The organism is Pandoraea sputorum, assembly GCF_000814845.2.
In the GTDB taxonomy this organism is placed as follows: Bacteria; Pseudomonadota; Gammaproteobacteria; order Burkholderiales; family Burkholderiaceae; genus Pandoraea; species Pandoraea sputorum.
Genome location: NZ_CP010431.2, coordinates 5062917 through 5087630, shown reverse-complemented (window position 1 = coordinate 5087630; position 24714 = coordinate 5062917). Strand labels below are relative to the sequence as shown.

The following is a 24714-nucleotide window of genomic DNA, read 5'->3' as shown; positions in this document are numbered from 1 at the left end:
ATGTTGCTGACGTTGGCGCAATGGCTGCAAGCGGATGCGAGCTATTTGCGCGTGTTCAACTACCTGACGTTTCGGGCCGTGATGGCAAGCCTCACGGCGCTGGTGATCGGGCTCTCGTTCGGGCCGATGGTCATTCGCAAGCTCGCCGAGATGAAGGTGGGTCAGGCCGTGCGTACCGACGGCCCGCAGACGCACCTTGTGAAGTCGGGCACGCCCACGATGGGCGGTGTGCTGATTCTCATCGGCATCACCGTCGCCACGCTGCTCTGGGCGGATCTGAGCAACCGTTTCATCTGGATCGTGCTGCTGGTCACGCTGGGCTTCGGGATCATCGGCTGGATCGACGATTACCGGAAAGTCGTCTTCAAGGACCCGCGCGGCATGTCGTCGCGCGAGAAGTATTTCTGGCAATCGATCATCGGTCTGTTCGCCGCGATTTATCTGGCGTTCTCCGTCTCGGAGACGAGCAACCTGAAGGTCTTCGAGCTGTTCATCAGTTGGGTGCGCAACGGCTTTCCGCTCGATTTGCCGCCTAAAGCGGACTTCATCGTGCCGTTCTTCAAGACGATGAGCTACCCGCTGGGTGTGTTTGGCTTCATCGCGTTGACCTACTTTGTCATCGTCGGCTCGTCCAACGCCGTTAACCTCACGGACGGCCTCGACGGTCTGGTCATCATGCCGGTCGTGCTGGTCGGCGCGGCGCTCGGCGTGTTCGCTTACGTGATGGGCAACGTCGTCTACTCGAAGTACCTGCTTTTCCCCCACATACCGGGCGCAGGTGAGTTGCTCGTGTTCTGTTCGGCGATGTCGGGGGCCGGGTTGGCGTTCCTATGGTTCAACACCCATCCGGCGCAGGTGTTCATGGGCGACGTGGGCGCACTGGCGCTCGGCGGCGCGCTTGGCACGGTCGCCGTGATCGTGCGACAGGAAGTCGTGCTGTTCGTGATGGGCGGTGTGTTCGTCGCGGAAACGCTGTCGGTGATGTTGCAGGTCACCTGGTTCAAATACACCAAGAAGCGATTCGGCGAAGGGCGGCGCATCTTCAAGATGGCACCGCTGCATCACCACTTCGAACTGTCGGGATGGAAAGAAACGCAGGTGGTGGTCCGTTTCTGGATCATCACGCTGATGCTGGTGCTGATCGGTTTGTCGACGTTGAAGCTGCGCTGACGTTGAGCTGACGCTGCTGTCGGCGTGTCTCGACGTAACGAGACGAAACAAGACGAGACGTGACTGGCAGGAAGTCACAAGATAGCGACTTCGCAAATTTGTGAAGTCGCTTTCGTGCAAGTGGAACTAAAGGTAAGGCCGCTCGCGCCGATAGCAGTAGATCGGTGTCGTTGAAGCGATGCATTCGTAGGTTGTTTGAATCGATAAAGGAAAGAGCGACGTGTTCGGCGAGAAGTTTGGTGAATCCTGGCAACCGCGTGTCCTGATCCTGGGTCTGGGAGAGTCCGGCCTGGCGATGGCGCGTTGGTGCGCGCGTTACGGCTGCCGAGTGCGTGCAGCCGACACGCGCTTTGCGTCGTCGGAGACACCACCGAACGTGGCGACCCTGCGCATCGACGCGCCGCAAGCCGAATTCCTGGGCGGCGCATTCGCCGGTCAGATCGACGCATTGCTCGACGACATCGAACTCATCGGCATCAGCCCGGGCCTCTCGCCGCTCGCCGAAGACGTGACGGCGCTGCTGGCCGAGGCGGCCGAGCGCGGCGTGCCGGTGTGGGGTGAAATCGAGTTCTTCGCGCAGGCCTTGCGTCACATGAAGTCGACGAGCGGCTACGCGCCGAAGGTGCTCGCAATTACCGGCACGAACGGCAAGACCACGACGACGAGTCTCACCGGGTTGCTGTGTCGCCGGGCTGGCAAGCGTACGGCCGTGGCGGGCAACATCAGCCCGTCGGCACTCGACCGTTTGAGCGAGTGCATCGCCGACGCCACGCTCCCCGACGTATGGGTCCTCGAACTCTCCAGCTTCCAGTTGGAGACGACGCATTCGCTCGCACCCGATGCGGCGGCCATTCTCAACATCACGCAAGACCATCTGGTCTGGCACGGCGATATGGACGCCTACGCCAAAGCCAAAGCACGCATCTTCGGCGAGAACACCGTGCGCGTGCTCAATCGCGACGACGCTCGCGTGATCGCGTTCGCATCGCCCGAAGCCAACGTGGTGACCTTCGGCACGGGCAAGCCCGACGCCGTGGGCGACTTCGGTCTGGAGATGGAAGGCGGCATGTGGTGGCTGGTCGAGGGCTTCACGCGCGACGACGCGCCGCCCGCACCCAAGCGTCGCAAGGCGGGTGCACCGGAAGCCACGGTCGAGGTGTTGGGCAAGCGTCTGATGCCGGCCGACGCGCTGCGCATTCGCGGTCAGCACAACGCCGCGAACGCCCTGGCGGCGCTCGCACTCGCCCGCGCGATCGATCTGCCGCTGGCCAAGCTGCTGCACGGTCTGCGTGAGTATCCGGGCGAGCCGCATCGTGTTCAGCTCGTCGCTACGATCAACGAAGTCGAGTTCTACGACGACAGCAAGGGCACCAACGTCGGCGCGACGGTCGCGGCGATTACGGGACTCGAAAAGAAGCTGCTCCTGATTCTCGGCGGCGACGGCAAGGGGCAGGATTTCTCGCCGCTGGCCAATCCGGTCGCACATCACGCACGCGCGGTGCTGCTGATCGGTCGCGACGCGCCGCTGCTGCGCGAAGCGCTCACGGACACCGGTGTCGATCTGATCGACGCCGCGACGCTGGAAGACGCCACACGCGAAGCCGCCCGTCTGGCGCAGCCTGGCGATGCCGTGCTGCTTTCGCCGGCCTGTGCGAGCTTTGACATGTTCCGCAACTACGAGCATCGCGCAAACGTGTTTCGCGATACCGTCGTTGATCTGGCCGCCGACGCGGGGGTGATGCTATGAACCGTATCAAGTCGTTCTTCAGCAAGAAGCGTCAGGCCGGTTTCGCCGGTGCGGGCACGGCCAATGCGCCGGGCGCAGCGACCACGGCGGCGAACCGCACGCTCGGCAGCATCAAGCCGACGCGCTCGCGCATGCTCGAATACGATCACGCACTCGTATGGGTGGTGATCTCGCTGCTGTCGCTCGGTCTGATCATGGTCTATTCGGCGTCGGTCGCGTTGCCGGACTCGCCGAAGTACAGCGGTTATTCGACGTTCCACTTCCTCGGTCGTCACATCGTGTCGCTCACGATCGGGCTGGTCGCGGCGGTCATCACCTTCCGGATTCCGGTCAAGACGATGGACAAGCTCGCGCCGAAGCTCTTTCTGCTGGCGCTGCTGCTGCTGGTGATCGTGCTGATCCCGCACGTGGGCAAAGGCGTGAACGGGTCGAAGCGCTGGATTCCGTTTGGCGTGCTGAACCTTCAGCCGTCCGAAATCATGAAGCTCGCCGTCACGCTGTACGCCGCGAACTATACCGTGCGTAAGCAGGAGTTCATGCAGAGCTTCGGCAAGGGCTTCCTGCCGATGGGGATTGCCGTCGTGTTCGTCGGCATGCTGCTGCTGCTCGAGCCGGACATGGGCGCGTTCATGGTGGTCGCGGCCATCGCCATGGGCATTCTTTTCCTTGGCGGCGTGAACGGACGCTTGTTCGGCGGTCTGGCGCTCACGGCAGTCGGCACGTTCGCGATGCTGATCTGGCTGTCGCCGTGGCGTCGCGAGCGGATCTTTGCATATCTCGATCCGTGGCGCGAAGACTACGCCCTCGGCAAGGCTTATCAGCTGACGCACTCGCTCATCGCGTTCGGACGCGGCGAATGGACCGGCGTGGGGCTCGGCGGCAGCATCGAAAAACTGCACTACCTGCCCGAAGCGCACACCGACTTCATCCTCGCGGTGATCGGCGAGGAGTTCGGGTTCGTCGGCGTGCTGGTCGTCATCCTGCTCTTTTACTGGCTGGTACGCCGCGCGTTCGAAATCGGACGTCAGGCGCTGGCGCTGGAGCGCACGTTCGCCGGGCTGCTCGCCAAGGGCGTGGGCGTGTGGCTGGGGGCGCAGACCTTCATCAATATGGGCGTGAATCTCGGCCTGCTGCCGACCAAGGGGCTGACGTTGCCGCTGGTCAGTTACGGCGGCTCGGGCATCTTGCTCAACTGTGTGGCCGTGGCGATCTTGCTGCGGGTGGATTACGAAAACCGCGTGCTGATGCGGGGAGGCAAGGTATGACCGAGCGCGCTACCGCGATGCCGGCACCGCAGACGAAGACACGCACGCTGCTGGTCATGGCCGGCGGCACGGGCGGTCACGTCTTCCCGGGGCTCGCGGTCGCCAACTTCCTGCGTGTGCAGGGGTGGCGCGTGGTCTGGCTCGGCAACCCGTCCGGCATGGAAGCCACGCTGGTGCCGAAGTACGACATTCCGATGGAGTTCGTGAAGTTCGGCGGGTTGCGCGGTAAGGGCTTGATGACCAAGTTCCTGCTGCCGCTCAATCTGCTGCGCGCGTTCTGGCAGAGCATCGGTGCGATTCGTCGCGCGAAGCCGAACGTCGTGCTCGGCATGGGCGGCTACATCACGTTCCCGGCGGGGATGATGGCGTCGCTGTTGGGGCGTCCGCTGGTGTTGCACGAACAGAACTCGGTGGCGGGCATGGCGAACAAGGTGCTCGCGCGCGTGGCGGACAAGGTGTTGCTCGCGTTCCCCGACACGATTCCGGGGGGCGAGTGGGTCGGCAATCCGATTCGCGCCGACTTCGACGAGATGGCCGAACCGGCCGAGCGCTACAACGCGCGTACCGGACCGCTGCGCATTCTGGTCGTCGGGGGAAGTCTGGGCGCGACGGTGCTCAACGAAATCGTGCCGAAGGCGCTGGCGAAGCTGCCGCGCGAAGATCGTCCGCAGGTCACGCATCAGGCGGGCGTCAAACATATTCAGACGTTGCAGGCGAATTACGCCGCAGCGGGGGTGACGGTCGAAGCACTGCCGTTCATCGACAACATGGTCGCGGCCTATGCCGGGGCGGATCTGGTGATCTGCCGGGCGGGCGCGATGACGGTGGCCGAAGTGGCGGCGGCGGGCGTGGCGGCACTGTTCGTGCCGTTCCCGCACGCGGTCGACGACCACCAGACAACGAATGCGCGTTTCCTCGCCGACAAGGGCGCGGCAACGCTGATCGACCAGCGCGAGCTGTCGGTCGAGACCCTGGCCGAGTGGTTGCGCCGTCAGACGCGCGAATCGCTGCTCGCGATGGGAGAGAAAGCCAGGGCGCTCGCCAAGCCGGACGCCACCGAACAAGTGGCGCGCGTGTGCGCGGCTCTGGCCAAGGATTGAAATGAAACACATCGTCAAACATATTCACTTCGTCGGCATTGGCGGCTCGGGCATGAGCGGCATTGCCGAGGTGTTGCTTAACCTGGGTTATCAGGTGAGCGGCTCCGATCTCGGCGACAACGCGGTCACGCAGCGTCTCGCCGGTCTTGGCGCGCGTATTGCACGCGGCCATGCTGCCGAACATATCGAAGGGGCCGACGCCATCGTCGTCTCCACCGCCATCACGGCGGACAACCCGGAAGTGCTCGCAGGCCGTGCACGTCAGATTCCGATCGTGCCGCGCGCGCTGATGCTCGCGGAACTCATGCGTCTGAAGCAGGGCGTCGCCATTGCGGGCACGCACGGCAAGACGACCACGACGAGTCTCGTGGCCAGCGTGCTTGCGCAGGGCGGGCTCGATCCGACGTTCGTGATCGGCGGCCGTCTGAACAGCGCCGGGGCGAACGCGAAACTCGGCACGGGTGATTTCATCGTGGTCGAGGCGGACGAATCGGACGCCTCGTTCCTGAATCTGAATCCGGTCATCGAAGTCATCACGAACATCGATGCCGATCACATGGATACATACGGGCACGACTTTGCCCGTCTGAAGCAATCCTTCGTCGCCTTCACGCAGCGTCTGCCGTTCTACGGCATCGCGGTACTGTGTGTCGACGATCCGAACGTGCGCGAAATCCTTCCGTTCGTCTCGAAGCCGATCGTGCGTTATGGCCTGTCGGACGACGCGCAGGTGCGCGCCATCGACGTGCGCGCAGACGGCGGACAGATGCGCTTCACCGTGCTGCGTAAGTTTGGCGCGGGTGCGGCACCGCTCGATATCACGCTCAACCTGCCGGGCGAGCACAACGTGCGCAATGCGCTGGCCGCGATTGCGATCGCGACCGAACTCGAAGTGCCGGACGCTGCGATTCAACAGGCGCTGGCGGAATTTAACGGCGTGGGCCGACGTTTTCAGCGATATGGCGAAATCTCGCTGCCGAAGTCCAGTGGCACCGGCTCGTTCACGTTGATCGACGACTACGGTCATCACCCGGTCGAGATGGCGGCAACACTGGCCGCAGCGCGCGGTGCGTTTCCCGGTCGTCGCATCGTGCTGGCGTTCCAGCCGCATCGGTACACGCGTACGCGCGACTGCTTCGAGGACTTCGTGAAAGTGCTCTCCGATGCGGATGCCGTCGTGCTCGGCGAAGTCTATTCGGCCGGTGAGGCGCCCATCGTGGCTGCCGACGGTCGTGCGCTGGCGCGCGCTTTGCGTGTCGCGGGCAAGGTGGAACCCGTTTTCGTGGAAGACGTCGCGCAACTGCCCGACGCCATTCTGCAAGTCGCCCGTGCGGGCGACGTCGTAATCACCATGGGTGCCGGGTCCATCGGCGCGGTGCCCGGCAAGTTGCAAGTTCAGCAAGGAGTTTGACGTGAGTGCTTTCGATCCGAAACGTTTCGGCAAGGTTGGCGTCCTGATGGGCGGGCGCTCGGCCGAGCGTCAGATCTCGCTGATTTCGGGCAATGGTGTGCTCGAAGCGCTGCGCTCGCGCGGCGTCGATGCGCATGCATTCGATACGGGTATGCATGATCTCGCCGCGCTCGCCGAGCAGAAGTTCGACCGTGTGTTCATCGCATTGCATGGCCGCTACGGCGAAGACGGCACGATTCAGGGCGCGCTCGAACATCTGGGTGTGCCGTACACCGGCAGTGGCGTGTTGGCTTCCGCGCTGGCGATGGACAAGGAGATGACCAAGCGCATCTGGATCAACGAAGGGCTGCCGACGCCGCGCTTCACGATGCTGAATGCCGACACCGACTTCGATGCCGTCGCGCGCGATCTCGGATTGCCGCTCATCGTCAAGCCGTCGCGAGAAGGTTCGACCATCGGTCTGACGAAGGTCACGGAAGCCTCGCAACTGAAGGCGGCGTTCGAGAAGGCGGTGGCGCTCGACCCGGACGTGCTTGCCGAAGAGTTCATCGACGGCGACGAGTTGACCGTGCCGGTGCTTGGCGTGGGCACGAAGGGTGCGAATGCCGCCCGTTCGCTGCCGGTTATCCGTATCGTCGCGCCGGACGCGAACTACGACTACCAGAACAAGTACTTCAAGGACGACACGCGCTACGAATGCCCGCCGCCGTTGTCGGTGTCCTTGCAAGAGGAAGTGCAGCGCCTCGTGTTGCGCGCCTACCTCGTGCTCGGCTGCCGTGGGTGGGCCCGTGCCGACGTGATGCTGCGCAAGCGCGATAACAAGCCGTACCTGTTGGAGATCAATACGTCGCCGGGCATGACCGGTCACTCGCTGGTGCCGATTTCGGCGCGCGCGGCGGGCCTGTCGTACGAAGACCTGGTGGTTGAAATTCTGGCAACTGCGACGCTCGATCTGCATCCGAACGCGCAGTGGAAACCCGAGTAAGACATTGAACGCGTTGAAGAACGCCCTGATACGGAAAGCAAATCGCCATGTGGCACAACGTACGCCTGCTCAACGCCATTGCGAGTGTGCTCGTCGCGCTCGTCGTGCTGGCGGCGCTCGCGGCGGGCGGTCATTGGCTGATTCAGCGGCCGGTTTTCACGCTCAAGGCGATTCAGATCGATGGGGACGTGTCCCACATCAACGGACCGACTTTGCGGGCGAATGCGGTCTCGAGGCTGAAGGGCAACTTCTTCACGATCGATCTGGACGCCACGCGAGCGGCGTTCGAAGCAGTGCCCTGGGTGCGTCATGCGAGCGTGCGGCGTGTCTGGCCGAACCAGCTCGCGGTGACGATCGAGGAGTACAAACCGCTGGCCACGTGGAACGACGGCCGTCTGGTGAGTGTGGACGGCGAGTTGTTCGCAGCCAACCTGGCGGAAGCCGAGGACGACGGCAAGTTGCCGGAGTTCGCGGGGCCACCGGGCAGCGAGAAGGATGTGACGGCGCGGTACTACGACTTCGTGAAGTGGTTCGCGCCGCTGAATATGAAACCCGAAGCCGTCACGCTGTCGAATCGCTACGCCTGGGGCGTGCGGCTCGCAGGGGGCGTGCAACTGGCGCTGGGGCGGGAGCGGACCCCCGAGACCCTCGCCACGCGCAGCCGACGCTTCGTACAGGCGTATCCGCAGGTAGCGGCACGCTGGGGAAATCAGATCGAGTATGCCGATCTGCGGTACCCGAACGGTTTTGCAGTGCGTGCCGCAGGCATGCGTTTCTTGAGCGAAGAACAGGCCAAGAAGCTTGCCGCGACACCCGTGCAAAAGCGGGATTCGCAGAAGCCGGCGGCGAAACCTGTCGCGCCGGTAAAGCGAAGCCAGTGAGACTTCAGGACTTACACACGCTATGAGCAAAGATTACAAGGATCTGTTGGTCGCCCTCGATATCGGCACGTCGAAAGTCGTGGCGGTGGTGGCCGAACTGCGCCCTGAAGGCCGCTATGAAGTCATCGGCCTCGGCCAGAGTGAATCGCGCGGCCTGAAAAAGGGCGTGGTGGTGAACATTGAGGCCACAGTGCAGTCCATTCAGCGTGCGCTCGAAGAAGCGGAGCTGATGGCCGACTGCAAGATCACCAACGTGTTCACCGGTATCGCCGGCAGTCACATCCGCAGCTTCAATTCGAGCGGCATGGTGGCGATCAAGGACAAGGAAGTGACGCAGGCCGACGTGGCGCGCGTCATCGAAACGGCCAAGGCAATCAACATCCCGACCGATCAGCAGGTGCTGCATATCCTCACGCAGGAATTCATCATCGACGGTCAGGAAGATGTGCGCGAGCCGATCGGCATGAGCGGTATCCGTCTCGAAGTGAAGGTGCATATCGTGACCGGCGCGGTGTCGGCGGCACAGAACATCGTCAAGTGCGTGCGCCGTTGTGGCCTCGAAGTGAACGACCTGATTCTGCAACCGCTGGCGTCGAGCATCTCGGTGCTCACGGAAGACGAGAAGGAACTCGGTGTGGTGCTGATCGACATCGGCGGTGGCACGACCGACATCGCGATCTTCAGCGAAGGGGCGATCCGTCACACGGCCGTGATTCCGATTGCGGGCGATCAGATCACGAGCGATATCGCGATGGCCGTTCGCACGCCGACGCCGGATGCGGAAGACATCAAGATTCAGCACGGCATCGCCAAGCAGTCGCTGGCCGATCCGGACGAAATGATCGAAGTGCCGGGGCTGGGCGAGCGCGGTCCGCGCACGCTCTCGCGTCAGGCGCTGGCTGCGGTGATCGAGCCGCGTGTCGAAGAGCTGTTCTCGCTGGTGCAGCAAGTGGTGCGCGAGTCGGGTTACGAAGAACTGCTGTCCTCGGGCATCGTGCTCACCGGCGGCGCGGCAATGATGCCGGGCATGGTCGAGCTGGGCGAGGACATCTTCCTCAAGCCCGTGCGCATCGGTGTGCCGGAATACGCAGGCGGTCTGGCCGACGTGGTGCGCAGCCCGCGCTACGCCACGGCGATGGGGCTGCTGCTCGAAGGACGTTCCCAACGCATGCGCGGCCGCAAGGTCGCTGTGCAGTCGGGGCAAGCGAACCAGGTCTGGACGCGGATGCGCGACTGGTTCTTCAGCAATTTTTAAGTTGTCTTTTTACAGAGTTTATGAGGGGTGTGGATTCGGTGTTGAAAACACGCGCGGCTTACCCGAGCGGCACGTGACCCGCAGTACCGGATCTGCTTTTAATTCACTGGAGGCGCTATGAACTTCGAAATGTTGGAAACGGAAACCAACGGCACCATCATCAAGGTGGTGGGTGTTGGTGGCGCTGGCGGCAATGCCGTCCAGCACATGATCAACCGTGGTGTGCAAGGCGTGGAATTCATCGCCATGAACACCGACGCTCAGGCACTGGGCCGCTCGCAGGCCAGCGTGAACATTCAGCTCGGCAAGACCGGTCTGGGTGCAGGCGCGAAGCCGGAAATGGGCCGCTCGGCCGCTGAAGAAGCGCGCGAGCGCGTGGCCGACGCCCTGCGTGGCGCGCACATGGTGTTCATCACCGCCGGCATGGGCGGCGGTACGGGCACGGGCGCAGCGCCGGTGGTGGCGCAGATCGCCAAGGAAATGGGCATTCTGACCGTCGGCGTGGTGTCCAAGCCGTTCGAGTTCGAAGGCGGCAAGCGTATGCGTGTGGCCGAGACGGGCGCACAGGAACTGGAAGACAACGTCGACTCGCTGATCGTCGTGCTCAATGACAAGCTGTTCGAAGTCATGGGCGACGATGCCGAGATGGACAAGTGCTTCCAGTGCGCCGACGACGTGCTGCATAACGCCGTGGCCGGCATCGCCGAAATCATCAACGTCGACGGTCTGGTGAACGTCGACTTTGAAGACGTGAAGACGGTGATGGGCGAGCAAGGCAAGGCGATGATGGGTACGGCGACGGTTGCCGGTGTCGATCGTGCGCGTCTGGCCGCCGAGCAAGCCGTGGCAAGCCCGCTGCTCGAAGGCGTGGATCTGTCGGGCGCGCGTGGCGTGCTGGTGAACATCACGGCATCGCGTTCGCTGCGTCTGTCGGAAACGCGTGAAGTGATGAACACCATCAAGAGCTACGCCGCCGAAGACGCGACCGTGATTTTCGGTACCGTCTACGACGACAAGATGGGCGATGCACTGCGCGTGACCGTCGTGGCAACCGGCCTGGGCCGTGCTGTTGCGAAGAAGGCCGCTGCACCGATGACGCTGCTCAAGACCGGTACCGACAATATGCCGATCGCGACCGGCCACGTGCCGAACGTCGGTCAGGCTGCCGGTACGGACTACGGCGCGCTCGATACGCCGGCCGTGTGGCGCAGCACGCGTGAGACCGCAGCTTCGCACGTCGCTGCGTTGCAGGAAAAGGGTGTCGACACGTACGACATCCCGGCTTTCCTGCGCAAGCAAGCCGACTGACAAGGTTGCGCGCGGGCCGGGTGCCAGTGCCTGGCGCCGCCGCACCTTGGGAATCGCGAGACCTACGCAGGTCGTCGTGAGGATTCGCCGTCGCTCCAACTACCATGCCCTGTGGCGTGGGGAAGGCGCGCCCCGGTACGGGTCCGAGGGACGATACGGCAAGGTTGTGATGCGCGGTGATGCCTTGTGGTTGCGACGACCAGAGTCGCAAAAGGTGTCGACGCCTCACAGATGACGGACGTTACGGGTAAGCGTTCGTGATCCCTGACCCGGTCTCGCGAATCTGTCCCCCCGACCGCTGCGGCTTGCCTCCGTCGCAGTGGCCGGGGTGCCCCGAAAATTAATGGGCGCGCAGGTGTATAGCCTGACGTCTAAGATGGAAAAAGCCGATTTTCGCAAATGCGTCATTTCGTATCGTGATATTGGTAGGGACAATCCGATGAGGCAACATCCGGAATGTTTGGTAACGAAGCGTTGTGTTTGTGGCACAGCGATGAAGGCGCCGATCTGATATAATTCGATCTATGATCCTTAGCGTCTGATAGTTTTAATAAATAGCATGCTTAAGCAGCGCACTCTCAAATCCATCGCCAAGACAGTCGGCATCGGCTTGCACTCCGGTCGCAAGGTCGAGTTGTCGCTGCGTCCGGCGCCGCCCGATACGGGCATTGTCTTCTGCCGTACCGATCTGAATCCTCCTGTAGAGATTCCGGCGTCGGCGATGGCGATTGGCGACACGCGTCTTGCGTCGGTGTTGCAGAAGGATGGTGCGCGGGTGTCCACCGTGGAACACCTGATGTCGGCATGCGCGGGGCTGGGCATCGACAATTTGTACGTCGACGTCACCGCAGAAGAAATTCCGATCATGGACGGTAGCGCTGCGACGTTCGTCTTCCTGATCCAGTCGGCCGGCATCGAAGAGCAGGCCGCTGCCAAGAAATTCATCCGCGTGACGAAGCCGGTCGAGATTCGCGAAGGCGACAAGCTTGCCCGTCTCGAACCGTACGACGGCTTCAAGCTCAAGTTCACCATCGACTTCCGTCACCCGGCCGTGGATCGCACGGGCCAGGCGCTCGAGGTCGATTTCGCCGATACGTCCTACGCGAAGGAAATCGCACGTGCGCGCACGTTCGGCTTCGCGCATGAAGTCGAAATGCTGCGTGAGCTGGGACTCGCGCGCGGCGGCAGTATGGACAACGCGATTGTGCTCGACGAGTACCGCATTCTGAACAACGACGGGCTGCGCTACGACGACGAGTTCGTGAAGCACAAGTTGCTCGACGCGATCGGCGACCTGTACGTGATCGGCCACCCGCTGCTGGCGTCGTACACGGCGTATAAGTCGGGCCACGGTCTGAACAATCAGCTGCTGCGCGAGCTTCTCGCACAGGAAGCCTACGAAATCGTCACGTTCGAGCGTGCAGAAGACGCCCCGCGCGGCTTCCAGTTCGAACCGCAGACACAGTTCGCGTAAGTGACGCAAACCGTCATGCTGCATGACGGGATGTAACAAAAAGAAAGCGCCGGTGATCCGGCGCCTTTTTATTTGACGCGCGAGCAAAATCGGCGTTGGCAATTGCGTGGAATGCTCAGGGTTTGCGCGTCCCGCCGTAAGAGTGACGGGCGACGAGTCGCGCGAGCGCGTCGCGCAGCGGAGACGGCTCCAGAGCGTCGCGCAGATCGCGCAGGCTCACGAGCCCCTGACGAGACAGCAGAGCCTCTTTGGGGGGCTTCTGCGGCTCAGGCGTGGCGATGCTCACGCGGATCTTGATCGAGCGGATGAGCCACCCGCGCGTCGCCAGTCCGTCGATCAGCGATGGCGTTTGCTGACGCAGACGCGCCGCGAGCGCGTTATTGCTTACCAGGAAGACGAGCGCCCCCTCACGCGGCGGCGCGAGCCTCACGCTGCCGCTGAGTGCGGCGGGCAGCAGCGCGTGAACGTCACGCTCCAGACGGCCGAGTTGTTCGGCGGCGACCAGCAGCGATCCGGCACCGTCGGATGCGGATAACAGGTCGGTCAGAGGGCGTGCAACGCGAGACGCTTTGGGTCGTTTCATATGATGAGACAGAAGTCACCGCATATTTTACCCCGCCATCGGGCGTCGCCTCGTCCCGCCCCCTAAAAGCCCCGGTTTGTTGACGTTGGGTGCCTTCGGGAGGTGCCACGTCAGCATGCTAGAATCCATTTTTCAGTACATGTATCGAACCGGCGTGCGGCCAACGTGCCAAATACCGGTGACCCGCAGCGCGCAGACGCTCGGGCGGATCGTTACTCATGGGGCGCAACTCCGGGGTGAGGTTTTCCGTCAGACGACAGACTGCACGATTGCGAACGACATTTGCCGCCCTAACCAGTGATCCGATGATTCCCGGTCTTCTTAAAAAAGTATTTGGCAGCCGCAACCAGCGGCTCATCAAGCAGTACCAGAAAACCGTCACGGCGATTAACGCCCTCGAACCGCAAATCGCACAGCTGAGCGATGAGCAACTGCGCGGCAAGACTGAGGAATTCAAACAACGCATCGCCCAGGGGGCGAGCGTGGATTCGTTGCTCGTCGAAGCCTTTGCCGTGTGCCGCGAGGCGGGCAAGCGCGTCCTCAAGATGCGTCACTTCGACGTTCAGCTGATCGGCGGCATGGTGCTGCACTATGGCAAGATCGCCGAAATGCGCACGGGCGAAGGCAAGACGCTCGTCGCCACGCTGCCCGCCTACCTGAATGCGCTTTCGGGCAAGGGCGTGCACGTCGTGACCGTCAACGACTACCTGGCACAGCGCGACGCCGAGTGGATGGCGCGTCTGTACAACTTCCTGGGTCTGTCGGTGGGTATCAACCTGTCGCAGATGCCGCACGACCAGAAGCAAGGCGCCTACGCGGCCGACATCACGTACGGCACGAACAACGAGTTCGGCTTCGACTACCTGCGCGACAACATGGTCTACGAGACCGAGCAGCGGGTGCAGCGTACGCTCAACTATGCGATCGTCGACGAAGTGGACTCGATCCTGATCGACGAAGCCCGTACGCCGCTGATCATTTCCGGTCAGGCCGAAGATCACACCGAGCTGTACGTGAAGATGGATCGCCTGCCGGCGATGCTCGAACGTCAGATCGGCGAAGAGAAGTCCGACGGTACGGGCGTCGAAGTGCCGGGCGACTACACGCTCGACGAGAAGGGTCGTCAGGTGTTCCTGACCGAGCGCGGCCACGAGAAGGCGGAGCAACTGCTCGCCGAGTGGGGCATGATCGCCGAGGGCGACAGCCTGTACGCGCCGCAAAACATCACGCTCATGCACCACGTGTACGCCGCATTGCGCGCGCACACGCTGTTCCACAAGGACCAGCATTACGTGGTGCAGAACGACGAGATCGTAATCGTCGACGAATTCACGGGCCGTCTGATGGCCGGCCGTCGCTGGTCCGAAGGCCTGCATCAGGCCGTGGAAGCGAAAGAACGCGTCAAGATTCAGCACGAGAACCAGACGCTCGCCTCGATCACGTTCCAGAACTACTTCCGCATGTACGCCAAGCTCTCGGGCATGACGGGTACGGCGGATACCGAAGCGTTCGAATTCAACGAAATCTACCGTCTCGAAACGGTGGTGATCCCGACGAACCGTCAGCCGAAGCGGATCGACCGTCAGGATCAGATCTACAAGACGGCGAAGGAAAAGTACGACGCCGTCATCAAGGACATTCGCGATTGCGTCGAGCGCGGTCAGCCGGTGCTGGTGGGCACGACGTCGATCGAAACGTCCGAATACCTCTCGCAACTGCTCACGCGCGAAAAGCTGCCGCATCAGGTGCTTAACGCCAAGCAGCATCAGCGCGAGGCCGAGATCGTGGCGCAGGCAGGCCGTCCGGGCGTGATCACCATCGCGACCAACATGGCCGGTCGCGGTACCGACATCGTGCTGGGCGGCAACGTCGAGAAGCAATCCGGTTTCATCGAAGCTGACGAAAGCCTGTCGGACGCCGACAAGGCCGCCCGCATCCAGCAGTTGCAGGACGAGTGGCAAGGCTTGCACGAGCAGGTGAAGACCGCAGGCGGTCTGCACATCATCGGCACTGAGCGTCACGAATCGCGCCGTATCGACAACCAGTTGCGCGGCCGCTCGGGTCGTCAGGGCGATCCGGGTTCGTCGCGCTTCTATCTGTCGCTGGAAGATCCGCTGCTGCGCATTTTCGCGGGCGACCGTGTGCGCGCGATCATGGATCGTCTGAAGATGCCGGAAGGCGAGGCCATCGAAGCGGGCATCGTCACGCGTTCGATCGAGTCGGCGCAGCGTAAGGTCGAAGCCCGTAACTTCGACGTGCGTAAGCAACTGCTGGAGTACGACGACGTTGCGAACGATCAGCGTAAGGTGATCTATCAGCAGCGTAACGAACTGCTCGAAGCGCAGGACGTGTCGGAAACGATTGCAGGCATGCGTCAAAGCGTGTTCGAGGATCTGGTGCGCAACTACGTGCCGGTCGGCACCGTGGAAGAGCAGTGGGACCTGAAGGGTCTGGAGACGACGCTGCGCGAAGAGTGGCAGCTCGATCTGCCCCTGCAATCGCGCATCGAAGGCGCGGAAGAGATCGACGACGAAGACATCCTTAAGGAAGTCATGGATGCGGCCGAAGCGTCGTATACCGCAAAGGTCGATCTGGTCGGCCGCGAGTCGTTCTCGGGCTTCGAGCGCTCGGTCATGCTGCAAAGCGTGGATTCGAACTGGCGCGAGCATCTGGCGGCGCTGGATCACCTGCGTCAGGGTATCCATCTGCGCGGTTACGCTCAGAAGAATCCGAAGCAGGAATACAAGCGCGAAGCGTTCGAACTGTTCGCACAGTTGCTTGAGACCATCAAGCTGGAAGTCACACGCGTCATCATGAACGTGCGCATCCAGTCGCAGGAAGAGCTTGAGCAAGCCACGGAGTCGCTCGACGACAACGCAGGCGGTCTGGTGAACATCGAGTTCAAGCATGACGAACTCGAAACCGTGGGCGGCGAAGGCGAAGTGGACGAAGACGCCGGTCGCCCGGTGGTTGCAGCGCTCGCCCAGGCGGCAGGTGCTGCGGGCGTAGCCGGTGCAGCCGCTGGCGTCGACATGCTGCCGAAGGTCGGACGCAATGACCCGTGCCCGTGCGGCAGTGGCAAGAAATTCAAGCACTGCCACGGCAAACTGTCTTAAGATGTGAACGATCGCCGCGGCGCCGACACTTTATCGGCGCCGCGTCGTTTGTAGCGCCGGTTTTTGAGGATGTGCAAAGCTTCGAAACCGGCCGCACCGATCAACCGCCGCCCCGGCGGGCTGTCGTGCCGACATCGCCAGGGCGGGTGCTTGAACCCTTACCTCTCGCGGGCGAACCCCCATGGCCGTCAATTTCCCCTCGATCGAAGCCTCCCAACTGCACGCCGTTCCGGGCGTCGAACTGGGCTGGGCCGAAGCCAATATCCGCAAACCGAACCGCAAGGACGTGCTGGTCATGCGACTGGCTGCCGGCAGCACGGTATCGGGTGTTTTCACGACCAACCGCTTCTGCGCCGCCCCGGTGACGGTATGCAAGGAACATCTGGCCGCTCATGCGGGCATTCGCGCGCTCGTCGTCAATACGGGTAACGCCAATGCGGGTACCGGCGAGCCGGGCATGCTGGCCACGCGTGCTACTTGCGACGCGCTTGCCAAGCTGCTGTCGGTCTCGAGCAACCAGATTCTGCCGTTCTCGACGGGCGTGATTCTCGAACCGTTGCCGGTCGACCGTCTGGTCGCCGGTCTGCCGCAGGCCATCGCCAATCTCGCGCCGGCGCACTGGTTCGAAGCTGCGCAATCGATCATGACGACCGACACGCTGCCGAAGGCCGCGTCGCGTCAGATCGTGATCGACGGCCAGACGATCGTGATGACCGGCGTGAGCAAGGGCGCGGGCATGATCAAGCCGAACATGGCGACCATGCTCGGTTTCGTAGGCACGAACGCCCGCGTGGCACAACCGGTGCTCGACGCGCTGGTGAAGTACGTGGCCGACCGTTCCTTCAATGCCATCACCATCGATGGCGATACGTCCACCAACGATTCGTTCATCGTGGCCGCTACGGGCCAGACCGAGCTGCCGGAAATCGCCAGCACGGACACCCCGGCGTTCGCTGCATTGCGCGACGCGCTGCTGTCGATCTCGCAAGAGCTGGCGCAACTGATCGTGCGCGACGGCGAAGGCGCGACCAAGTTCATCACCGTGACGGTCGAAGGCGGCCGCGACGTGGCCGAGTGCCGCCAGATCGCTTATGCCATCGGTCATTCGCCGCTGGTGAAGACGGCTTTCTTTGCGTCCGATCCGAATCTGGGTCGTATTCTGGCCGCCATCGGCTATGCGGGCGTGAACGACCTCGACGTTAGCAAGATCGACCTGTATCTCGACGATGTGCTGGTGGCGCGCGCCGGTGGCCGCAACGCCGACTATCGCGAAGAAGACGGTCAGCGCGTGATGAAGCAAAGCGAAATTACGGTACGCGTAGTGCTGGGTCGCGGCGACGCGGCCGCTACGCTGTGGACGTGTGATCTCTCGCACGACTACGTGAGCATCAACGCGGATTACCGCTCCTGAGACCCGACGCGACGGCCCTGAAGGTCCAGGCTTCCCACAGGAGGCAAGGGCCGTCGGCGCATGGCACCGACGCCTGACCGGCGTTGGCCATGTGCCGGTGGAAGTGAATGAGCGAGACGCGCAAGTCCATCGGAAACAACGTTTGGACTGCCGGACGGGTGGCAAAAGCACCGCGGCGCACAGCGAAGGGAAACGACAACACCTCGAAGCATCGACATGAGCGCCCATGAGCGGCGCGGGGATATCGAAGCATGGACAAACTGGAACAGTTCCTGACGCGCGCGGAAGGCGTGCTGGCCCGGCTGGAGGCGATGCTGCCCCCGGCGACCCCTGAGATCGACTGGAACGTCGCTACGGCGTTTCGCTGGCGCAAGAAGCAGGGCCGTGGGTTTCTGCAGCCCGTCGCGCACGTGTCCTCCATCACGCTGAGCGACCTGCAGAACATCGAACGCCAGAAGGCGCTGATCGAGCAGAACACGCGTCAGTTCGTGCGTGGCGAACCGGCCAATAACGTGCTGTTGACCGGAGCGCGCGGCACGGGCAAGTCGTCGCTGATCAAGGCCTGTCTGAATCAGTACGCGTCGGAAGGGCTGCGTCTGATCGAAGTCGACAAGGACGACCTGACCGATCTGGGCGACATCGTCGACCTGATCTCGCAACGCCCGGAACGCTTCGTCGTGTTTTGCGACGACCTGTCGTTCGAAGACGGCGAATCGGGTTACAAGGCGCTCAAGGTTGCGCTCGACGGTTCCGTGGCTGCGCAGTCGGACAACGTGCTGATTTATGCGACATCCAACCGCCGCCACTTGTTGCCCGAGTACATGAAGGACAACGAGAGCTATCGTCACACCGACGACGGCGAGATTCATCCGGGCGAAGTGATCGAAGAGAAGATCTCGCTGTCCGAGCGCTTCGGCCTGTGGGTGAGTTTCTACCCGTTCAAGCAGGACGACTACCTGACGATCGTCGGCCATTGGCTGCAACACTTCGGCGTGCCGGCGGAGCAGACGGAAAGCGCGCGTCAGGAAGCGCTGATCTGGGCATTGGAGCGCGGTTCGCGCTCGGGCCGTGTGGCGTTCCAGTTTGCGCGCGATTGGGCGGGCAAGCAGCGAGGCGCGGCACAGGCATCGTAACGATCGGGCGCGTGGCGTCGTCCGGGGATGACCCGGACCGCCGTTTGCCCGATCCCGAAATTCAGCAATGCGTAGCGATATGACAGATTCGAAACAAACGGCGCCGGACGGGCGTCCGGTCACGGAAGTGGCCGTTGGTGTCATGGTGCACCCGGATGGCGCGGTGCTGCTCGGGCAGCGTCCCGAGGGCAAACCGTACGCCGGTTATTGGGAGTTCCCCGGTGGCAAGCTCGAAGCGGGCGAGTCGGTCGCGGCGGCGCTTGCGCGCGAGCTGCACGAAGAGCTGGGTGTCACGGTCGAGCGTTGCGCGCCGTGGCGTGTCCTCGAACATGACTACCCGCATGCGTACGTGCGTCTGCACTTCTGCAAGGTGACGGCATGGCAGGGCGAGCCGCATGGCAAGGAAGGGCAGGCCCTCGCGTGGGAGCATCCGCCGGTGAGCGTGGAGCCGCTGCTGCCCGCTGCATTGCCGCCCCTGACGTGGCTCGCCGAAGAATTGGCACAGCGCTCCTGACGCATGCGTGACGCCCCCGAGGGCGGAGGCGAGGCGAATAAGGGTCAGTTCCGCTGAACCTGGAAAAACAAAAAAGCCGTTTCGGTGAATGTCGAAACGGCTTTTTCTATGGCGCTCAGTGCGTGTCCGTCAGCACTTAGCGTTGTGTCGGGTCGAGCGGCGATTCCTGCGAAGGATCTTCCGGCGATTCGGACGGGATGGTGTATTTCTCCGCGGCCCACGCGCCCATATCGATCTGCTTGCAGCGTTCCGAGCAGAACGGGCGGAATTTGGCTTGCGGACCCCACACGACTTTCTTGCCGCAGGTCGGGCAGTTCACGACGCTCGTCATCGGCTTACAAATTGCAAAGGGTGAGCAGGAACGGCACGTCGCTGTCGACCGGACGCGGCTTCAGATCGCCGTCCTGCGTCGTGAAGCGCACCCACAACATGTACTTGTTGGCGCTGGCTTCCGGAATGACACGAAGGTCGGCGGCGACACGCACCTGCATCAGTTGATAGACACGGCCCGTGAGCATCTGCTGATAGCTGCCCTGCTGCGCCATCGCCTTGCTGGCATGGCCGGACTCGCGCGCCAGCCCCAGCACGATGCTGATGGCGTCGCGAATCGGGAACAGCGGACCGATCCACTTATCGATGTCGTGACGGCGCTGCTCGGCATCGTTGTGACGCCAGGCGTAATACGACGGCAGATCGAAACGGCAGGTGCCGCCCGGAATGACCGAACGGCTGCGAATGCTGGCAAGCCACTCGTTGTCGTTCAGGTGCTGACCGGGTTTGCCGGGGATCTGGTTGAGGTTCGCGATGGCCAGCTCGACCTCGCCGATGAATTGTTCGAGCGCGTCGGAAGCGATATCGGGATTGCCGCGATAGGTCTGCAGCGTCTGACGTTGCCGGTCGAGTTCCTTGACCAGTTCGTTTTTCAGATCGGTGCGACCGGCGATGTCGGCAATCTCGAACATCGTGATCAGGGCCGCATGATGATCGAGCGGCTGATCCTGTCCGACGAAAAAGGCAAAGCGCCCGAACAGCTCTTCTAGCCGAAGCAGCGTGCGAATGCGTTCGTTGAGCGGATATTCGTACAGGATCAAGCGCGTTGGCCCAGAAGTTGGCGCTTTTCAGCGTAATGGCGACATTCTAATGCGGGAATCTGTCGGGTTGCAACGCGAGTGGGCGCTCAATTGGGCGCCGAATGCAAGACACCTGCACGAAATGCCTCCCGACATACGTCCAGACATCGGCATTTCGATGCGCTGCGACTGAAAATCACTCGCCGCCGGTCTGTCTGGCCAACTGAAGATAGGCCGCGTGCAGACGGTCGACCTGGGGGGCGAGCGGTGCCTGCTGTGCATCGTTGTCGATGATGTCGTCCGCCACAGCGAGTCGCTGCGCGCGTGATGCCTGACGTGCCATGATGGCCTGCACCTGCTCGCGTGTGAACCGATTGCGCGACATGACGCGAGCAATCTGTGTCTCCTCGGTGCAATCGACAACGAGGATGCGCTGGACCCGCTCACGCCATGTGCCGGATTCCACTAACAAAGGCACGACGAAAATCAGATAGGGCCCTTCAGCCTCGGCCGCTGCACGCTCGCATTCCGTGCGTATCAGCGGATGGGTGATTGCCTCCAAACGCGCTTTTGCGGCGTTGTCGGAGAACACCGCTTCGCGCATGCGCGCGCGGTCGAGTGAGCCGTCCGGTGCGATGAAGGCGTCGCCGAAGTCCCGGCGGATCGCGGGCATCGCTGCGCCGCCCGGGGCGGTGATGCTGTGCGCGATGGCATCGGTATCGATGATGGCGATGCCATGCGTGGCAAACAGATTGGCAACGGTTGTTTTGCCGCTACCGATGCCGCCGGTCAGGCCGATGGCGTAAGTCATGGAGTTCCTCCGATCCAGAGCATGAGGCTGTCGCCACCGAAGAGTGTGACGATACCTGCGGCGGCAAGAAACGCGCCGAAAGGAAACATCTGATCGCCGCGCAAGCGTCCCATCAGCCATGCGCTGCCCGCAATGACAATGGCGAGCACGCAGGCGACGAGCAGAATTTGCGGTAACGCTGTCCAGCCGAACCACGCGCCGAGCGCCGCGAAAAGTTTGAAGTCGCCGAATCCCATGCCTTCGCGACGCCGTATCCACCAGTACACCCAGTACATCGCCCAGAGACTCATGTAGCCCGCCGCCGCGCCGATGACGGCCGACGGCAGGCTGGCAAACCAATGACCGAGGTTACAGAGCAACCCGGCCCAAAGCAGCGGGAGCGTGAGGATGTCGGGCAGGAGTTGCGTGTCGTGATCGATGTAGGCAAGGGCGATCAGTGTCCAGGCAAGTCCGAGCGCGCCGACGCTCTGCCACGTCGGCCCGAAACGCCAGGAGATGGCGACACTCAGCACGCCGCTGAGCAGTGCGAGCTGCCATCGACGCGACGGTGCGGGGTCGGACAGTGCGACGGGCAGGTTGACCGCGCCGACGCCCGACATCTCGCTGGTCGAGGCGAGCGCAAGCGGCGAGACCTGAGGTGATGCGGCTGGCAGCGCGTGGGTGTCGGAGCTTTCGGCGGCCTGCAATTCTTCGAGCCATGCGCGCTCGATGGCGGCAGGCACCCGTCGTACGACGATATCCAGGACCAGTCCGGCGATCACGCCAGACACCGCAAACAATGCGAGACGCCAGTGAGGCGAGAATTGAGCGAGCCAGTCGACGAGAAGCAGCTCGGCGTAGCCATTCATGGCGTTCATGCGACACCGTATCCGAGTTGGAACATCGGCAGGTACATGGCGAGGACCATGCCGCCGATCAGCAGGCCGAGCAACGTAATCATCATGGGTTCGAGCGTTGCGCAGGTACTGACCAGCGCATGCGACGCTTCCTCGTCGAGCAGGCCTGCGGCCTGATTGAGCATGCGCCCGAGTGTACCCGATTCCTCTCCGATGACGACCAGTTGCGCCACCGCCAGCGGCCAGTGTTCGTCGCCTTCCAACGCCGTCGCCAGACGCTCGCCCCGGGCCACTTTGCGATGCACGTCGTGCGCCGATCGCTGCATCACGAGATTGCCGCAAGCGCTGGCGGCCGCGTCCATGGCGTCCGGTAGCGCGACACCGGCGTCGAGGAGCGTGCCGAGGGTTCTGGCCCATCGCGCGGCGCTCATCATCCGAAGGATCTTGCCGACGCCGGGCAGGCGCAACAATAGCCGGTCGCGATGACGTCGCAGCGATAGACTTCGCCGCAAACCCGCAGCGACGACCAGCCCGGAGGCGCCCGTGCTCGCCAGCACCCAGAGGCCATTGTCGAGCGACGCGCGTGAGACGTCGATGAGCCAGCGGGTTAGCGGCGGTAACGGCACGCCACCGCCCGCAGCACTCGCGAATAGCCGCTCGAACTCCGGGATCACCCATTGCAGGAGCGCGATGATGACGGCAATGGCCACCGCCAATACGGTCAGCGGATAGGCGAGTGCGCGTTGCAGTTTGTCGCGAACGCTTTGCACGTGATCGTACTGTGCGCTCAGCCGTGCCAGCGTCGGGCCGAGTTGGCCGCTCAGTTCTCCCGCCGCGATCAACTGACAATCGACGTTGCTGAAGCGACGGCTGGCATGCGCCATCGCCTGCGCGAGCGGATACCCGAGGGCGACATCCTCGGCGACGAGGGTGGCCAGCCGCTTGAGGCCGCGTGTGTGCGCACCTCTGGCGAGCACGTCGAGGGCCGCACTCAGCGGCACGCCTGCCCCGAGCAATGTCGCAAGACGTCGCACGAGGTCGGTCGCGTCTGCCGGGCGTGTGCGTGTGGCAGACGAGTGGCGGCGCTGCGGACGCAGTTGCGTGACGGTCAACTGCGGATGCCGATGTCGCAACGCCAGTCGGGCGGCTGCCTCGCCGTGAGCGATCACGTCTCCGTGAAGACGGTGTCCATCGGCATCGCGACCTTGCCATCGCCATCGCTGTAAATGTGTCGACGTCGTCATGCGGCACCTACGCCCATCGTGATCGGTGATCGCCATTCGCGGGGCAGTGGCGCATGATTTGCACCGTCGTGTTGAGCACCCGCTGTTCGATTCGTCGACGGTATGCGCGCTATGTCGTATGTTGGCATCTGATTGGCATCAAGCGGGCAGCGTCGCATCGACATCCTCCTGAGCGACAGCCCCTGCATCGACATGCCATAACCCGGCTTCTCGCAGCGTCATGACGCCTTCGCGGCATGCCTGCGCCGCCAGCTCGTGCGGACTGCGCGCCTGTGCAATGTTGATAGCCTGCGTGGCGCTGATCGGCATCACCTGAAACGCGCCGATGCGTCCGGCAAAACCGGTGCCGTGACACCGCATGCAGGTGTCAGCGAGGCCTGTTTCAGTCGTCGTCGTGCGGGACGGCTCGCACCCGGCCGGGCATCGTCGCCTAAGCAGACGCTGTGCGCTGACCAGCAGTAACGTCGACGACAGATTGAACGGGGCGACACCGAGATCGAAGAGCCGCGCGAGCGTGCTCGGCGCGTCGTTGGCGTGAACGGTGGCGAACACAAGGTGACCGGTCTGCGCGGCCTGTATGGCGATTTCGGCGGTCTGCGCATCGCGGATTTCGCCCACGACGAGGACATCTGGATCCTGACGGAGAAACGCACGTAAAGCCGTTGCAAAGTCGAGGCCAGCGCGTTCGTTGAGATTGACCTGCGTGATACCGGCCAAGCGAATTTCCACCGGGTCCTCGATGGTGACGATGTTGCGCGACGCGTCGTTCAGACGTCGCAGGCAACTATAGAGCGAGACGGTCTTGCCACTGCCCGTCGGGCCCGTCAGCAAGATCAGGCCATGTGGCCGGGCAATCGCTTGCGTGAGTGCGAGGTATTGCTTCGGCGAATAGCCGAGACCTTCAAGCGAGAGAGGGACTTTCGCGCCATCGAGCAGGCGCACCACGAGTTTCTCGCCGTGCAGGGTGGGGAGCGCACTCACGCGACACTCGACCGGTTCACCAGCTTCGCGCCACACCATGCGTCCGTCCTGAGGCAAGCGCTTTTGTGCGATGTCGAGATTGGCAAGCACCTTCAGACGCGAGACCAGCATGTCGCGCGCTGTCAGGGGAACGTCGCCATGCTCCTGCAGGCGACCGTCGACACGCAGACGGACCCGAAAGCGCTGCGCCATCGGTTCGAAATGGATATCGGAAGCGCCCGCACGAATCGCTTCGCTCAGTATTTGCTCAAGGCGTTGCAGAGGTGTGGTGGACGCCGGGGTGCCGGTGGACGGCAGAGCGTCGTCGGAGGCGATGGTTGGACGCAGCATGACAGGGTTCGACGAGAGCTGGGTGGAGCTTCAGTCTCGTCAAATCCCTGCGGTGTCTCAATCGGAATAACCTGAAAAATAGCGTTAGG

21 protein-coding genes are annotated in these 24714 nt (G+C 62.9%); 14 read left to right on the top strand and 7 right to left on the bottom strand.

Annotated elements, in window-relative coordinates; translation table 11 throughout:
* The 10 genes from mraY (at position 1) to lpxC (ending at position 12596) form a co-directional block, all read left to right on the top strand.
* Positions 1–1170, top strand: a complete 1170-nt coding sequence (mraY, locus tag NA29_RS22465) for a phospho-N-acetylmuramoyl-pentapeptide-transferase (RefSeq protein WP_039393356.1) — start codon at positions 1–3, stop codon at positions 1168–1170.
* 220 nt (positions 1171–1390) lie between these two features.
* Positions 1391–2917: a UDP-N-acetylmuramoyl-L-alanine--D-glutamate ligase gene (murD, locus tag NA29_RS22460; RefSeq protein ID WP_039393355.1), complete on the top strand. Its 1527-nt coding sequence runs from the start codon at positions 1391–1393 to the stop codon at positions 2915–2917.
* Positions 2914–4182, top strand: a complete 1269-nt coding sequence (gene ftsW, locus NA29_RS22455; protein WP_039393354.1) for a putative lipid II flippase FtsW — start codon at positions 2914–2916, stop codon at positions 4180–4182. The genes murD and ftsW overlap by 4 nt, the downstream gene beginning before the upstream one ends.
* Entirely contained in the window at positions 4179–5282 is a 1104-nt protein-coding gene (gene murG / locus NA29_RS22450; RefSeq protein WP_084104048.1) for an undecaprenyldiphospho-muramoylpentapeptide beta-N-acetylglucosaminyltransferase, read from the top strand. Before ftsW ends, murG begins: the two co-directional genes overlap by 4 nt.
* A 1-nt stretch (position 5283) precedes the next feature.
* Complete coding sequence (gene murC, locus NA29_RS22445; RefSeq protein ID WP_039393350.1) at positions 5284–6693, top strand: UDP-N-acetylmuramate--L-alanine ligase; 1410 nt, start codon at positions 5284–5286, stop codon at positions 6691–6693.
* A gap of 46 nt (positions 6694–6739) precedes the next feature.
* The gene (locus NA29_RS22440) at positions 6740–7678 is read left to right on the top strand and encodes a D-alanine--D-alanine ligase (RefSeq protein ID WP_046293132.1); all 939 of its coding nucleotides are present in this window, start codon (positions 6740–6742) and stop codon (positions 7676–7678) included.
* Positions 7679–7725: 47 nt separating this feature from the next.
* Positions 7726–8559 carry a cell division protein FtsQ/DivIB gene (locus NA29_RS22435; protein ID WP_039393347.1) on the top strand — a complete coding sequence of 278 codons (834 nt, stop codon included), beginning with the start codon at positions 7726–7728 and terminating at the stop codon, positions 8557–8559.
* 22 nt (positions 8560–8581) lie between these two features.
* Entirely contained in the window at positions 8582–9814 is a 1233-nt protein-coding gene (gene ftsA, locus NA29_RS22430; protein ID WP_010806905.1) for a cell division protein FtsA, read from the top strand.
* Positions 9815–9931: 117 nt separating this feature from the next.
* Entirely contained in the window at positions 9932–11122 is a 1191-nt protein-coding gene (gene ftsZ / locus NA29_RS22425; RefSeq protein WP_023594064.1) for a cell division protein FtsZ, read from the top strand.
* 559 nt (positions 11123–11681) lie between these two features.
* Positions 11682–12596 carry a UDP-3-O-acyl-N-acetylglucosamine deacetylase gene (gene lpxC / locus NA29_RS22420; RefSeq protein WP_039393343.1) on the top strand — a complete coding sequence of 305 codons (915 nt, stop codon included), beginning with the start codon at positions 11682–11684 and terminating at the stop codon, positions 12594–12596.
* A gap of 115 nt (positions 12597–12711) precedes the next feature.
* On the opposite strand, the gene NA29_RS22415 is transcribed toward lpxC, so the two are convergent.
* Positions 12712–13179, bottom strand: a complete 468-nt coding sequence (locus NA29_RS22415) for a DciA family protein (RefSeq protein ID WP_039393340.1) — start codon at positions 13177–13179, stop codon at positions 12712–12714.
* 305 nt (positions 13180–13484) lie between these two features.
* On the opposite strand from NA29_RS22415, the gene secA reads away from it, so the two are divergent.
* The 4 genes from secA to NA29_RS22395 all read left to right on the top strand — a co-directional run bounded on the left by secA (position 13485) and on the right by NA29_RS22395 (position 19353).
* The gene (gene secA / locus NA29_RS22410) at positions 13485–16295 is read left to right on the top strand and encodes a preprotein translocase subunit SecA (protein ID WP_039393337.1); all 2811 of its coding nucleotides are present in this window, start codon (positions 13485–13487) and stop codon (positions 16293–16295) included.
* Positions 16296–16476: 181 nt separating this feature from the next.
* Complete coding sequence (gene argJ, locus NA29_RS22405; RefSeq protein ID WP_039393336.1) at positions 16477–17706, top strand: bifunctional glutamate N-acetyltransferase/amino-acid acetyltransferase ArgJ; 1230 nt, start codon at positions 16477–16479, stop codon at positions 17704–17706.
* 251 nt (positions 17707–17957) lie between these two features.
* On the top strand, positions 17958–18839 hold the full coding sequence (locus NA29_RS22400) for an ATP-binding protein (RefSeq protein ID WP_039393334.1): 882 nt from the start codon (positions 17958–17960) through the stop codon (positions 18837–18839).
* 79 nt (positions 18840–18918) lie between these two features.
* Positions 18919–19353 carry an NUDIX domain-containing protein gene (locus NA29_RS22395; protein WP_039401447.1) on the top strand — a complete coding sequence of 145 codons (435 nt, stop codon included), beginning with the start codon at positions 18919–18921 and terminating at the stop codon, positions 19351–19353.
* Positions 19354–19489: 136 nt separating this feature from the next.
* Here NA29_RS22395 and yacG read toward each other — a convergent pair whose 3' ends face one another.
* The 6 genes from yacG to NA29_RS22365 all read right to left on the bottom strand — a co-directional run bounded on the left by yacG (position 19490) and on the right by NA29_RS22365 (position 24625).
* Positions 19490–19684 (bottom strand): DNA gyrase inhibitor YacG, encoded by a 195-nt coding sequence (gene yacG / locus NA29_RS22390; RefSeq protein ID WP_039393329.1) that lies wholly within the window; start codon positions 19682–19684, stop codon positions 19490–19492.
* 4 nt (positions 19685–19688) lie between these two features.
* Positions 19689–20444 (bottom strand): cell division protein ZapD, encoded by a 756-nt coding sequence (gene zapD / locus NA29_RS22385; protein ID WP_039393327.1) that lies wholly within the window; start codon positions 20442–20444, stop codon positions 19689–19691.
* Positions 20445–20619: 175 nt separating this feature from the next.
* Positions 20620–21234 carry a dephospho-CoA kinase gene (coaE, locus tag NA29_RS22380; RefSeq protein WP_039393325.1) on the bottom strand — a complete coding sequence of 205 codons (615 nt, stop codon included), beginning with the start codon at positions 21232–21234 and terminating at the stop codon, positions 20620–20622.
* Positions 21231–22091 carry a prepilin peptidase gene (locus NA29_RS22375; RefSeq protein ID WP_052252325.1) on the bottom strand — a complete coding sequence of 287 codons (861 nt, stop codon included), beginning with the start codon at positions 22089–22091 and terminating at the stop codon, positions 21231–21233. The genes coaE and NA29_RS22375 overlap by 4 nt, the downstream gene beginning before the upstream one ends.
* Entirely contained in the window at positions 22088–23314 is a 1227-nt protein-coding gene (locus NA29_RS22370; protein ID WP_039393323.1) for a type II secretion system F family protein, read from the bottom strand. The genes NA29_RS22375 and NA29_RS22370 overlap by 4 nt, the downstream gene beginning before the upstream one ends.
* 138 nt (positions 23315–23452) lie before the next feature.
* On the bottom strand, positions 23453–24625 hold the full coding sequence (locus NA29_RS22365; protein WP_084104044.1) for a GspE/PulE family protein: 1173 nt from the start codon (positions 24623–24625) through the stop codon (positions 23453–23455).
* Between the last annotated feature and the right edge of the window lie 89 nt (positions 24626–24714).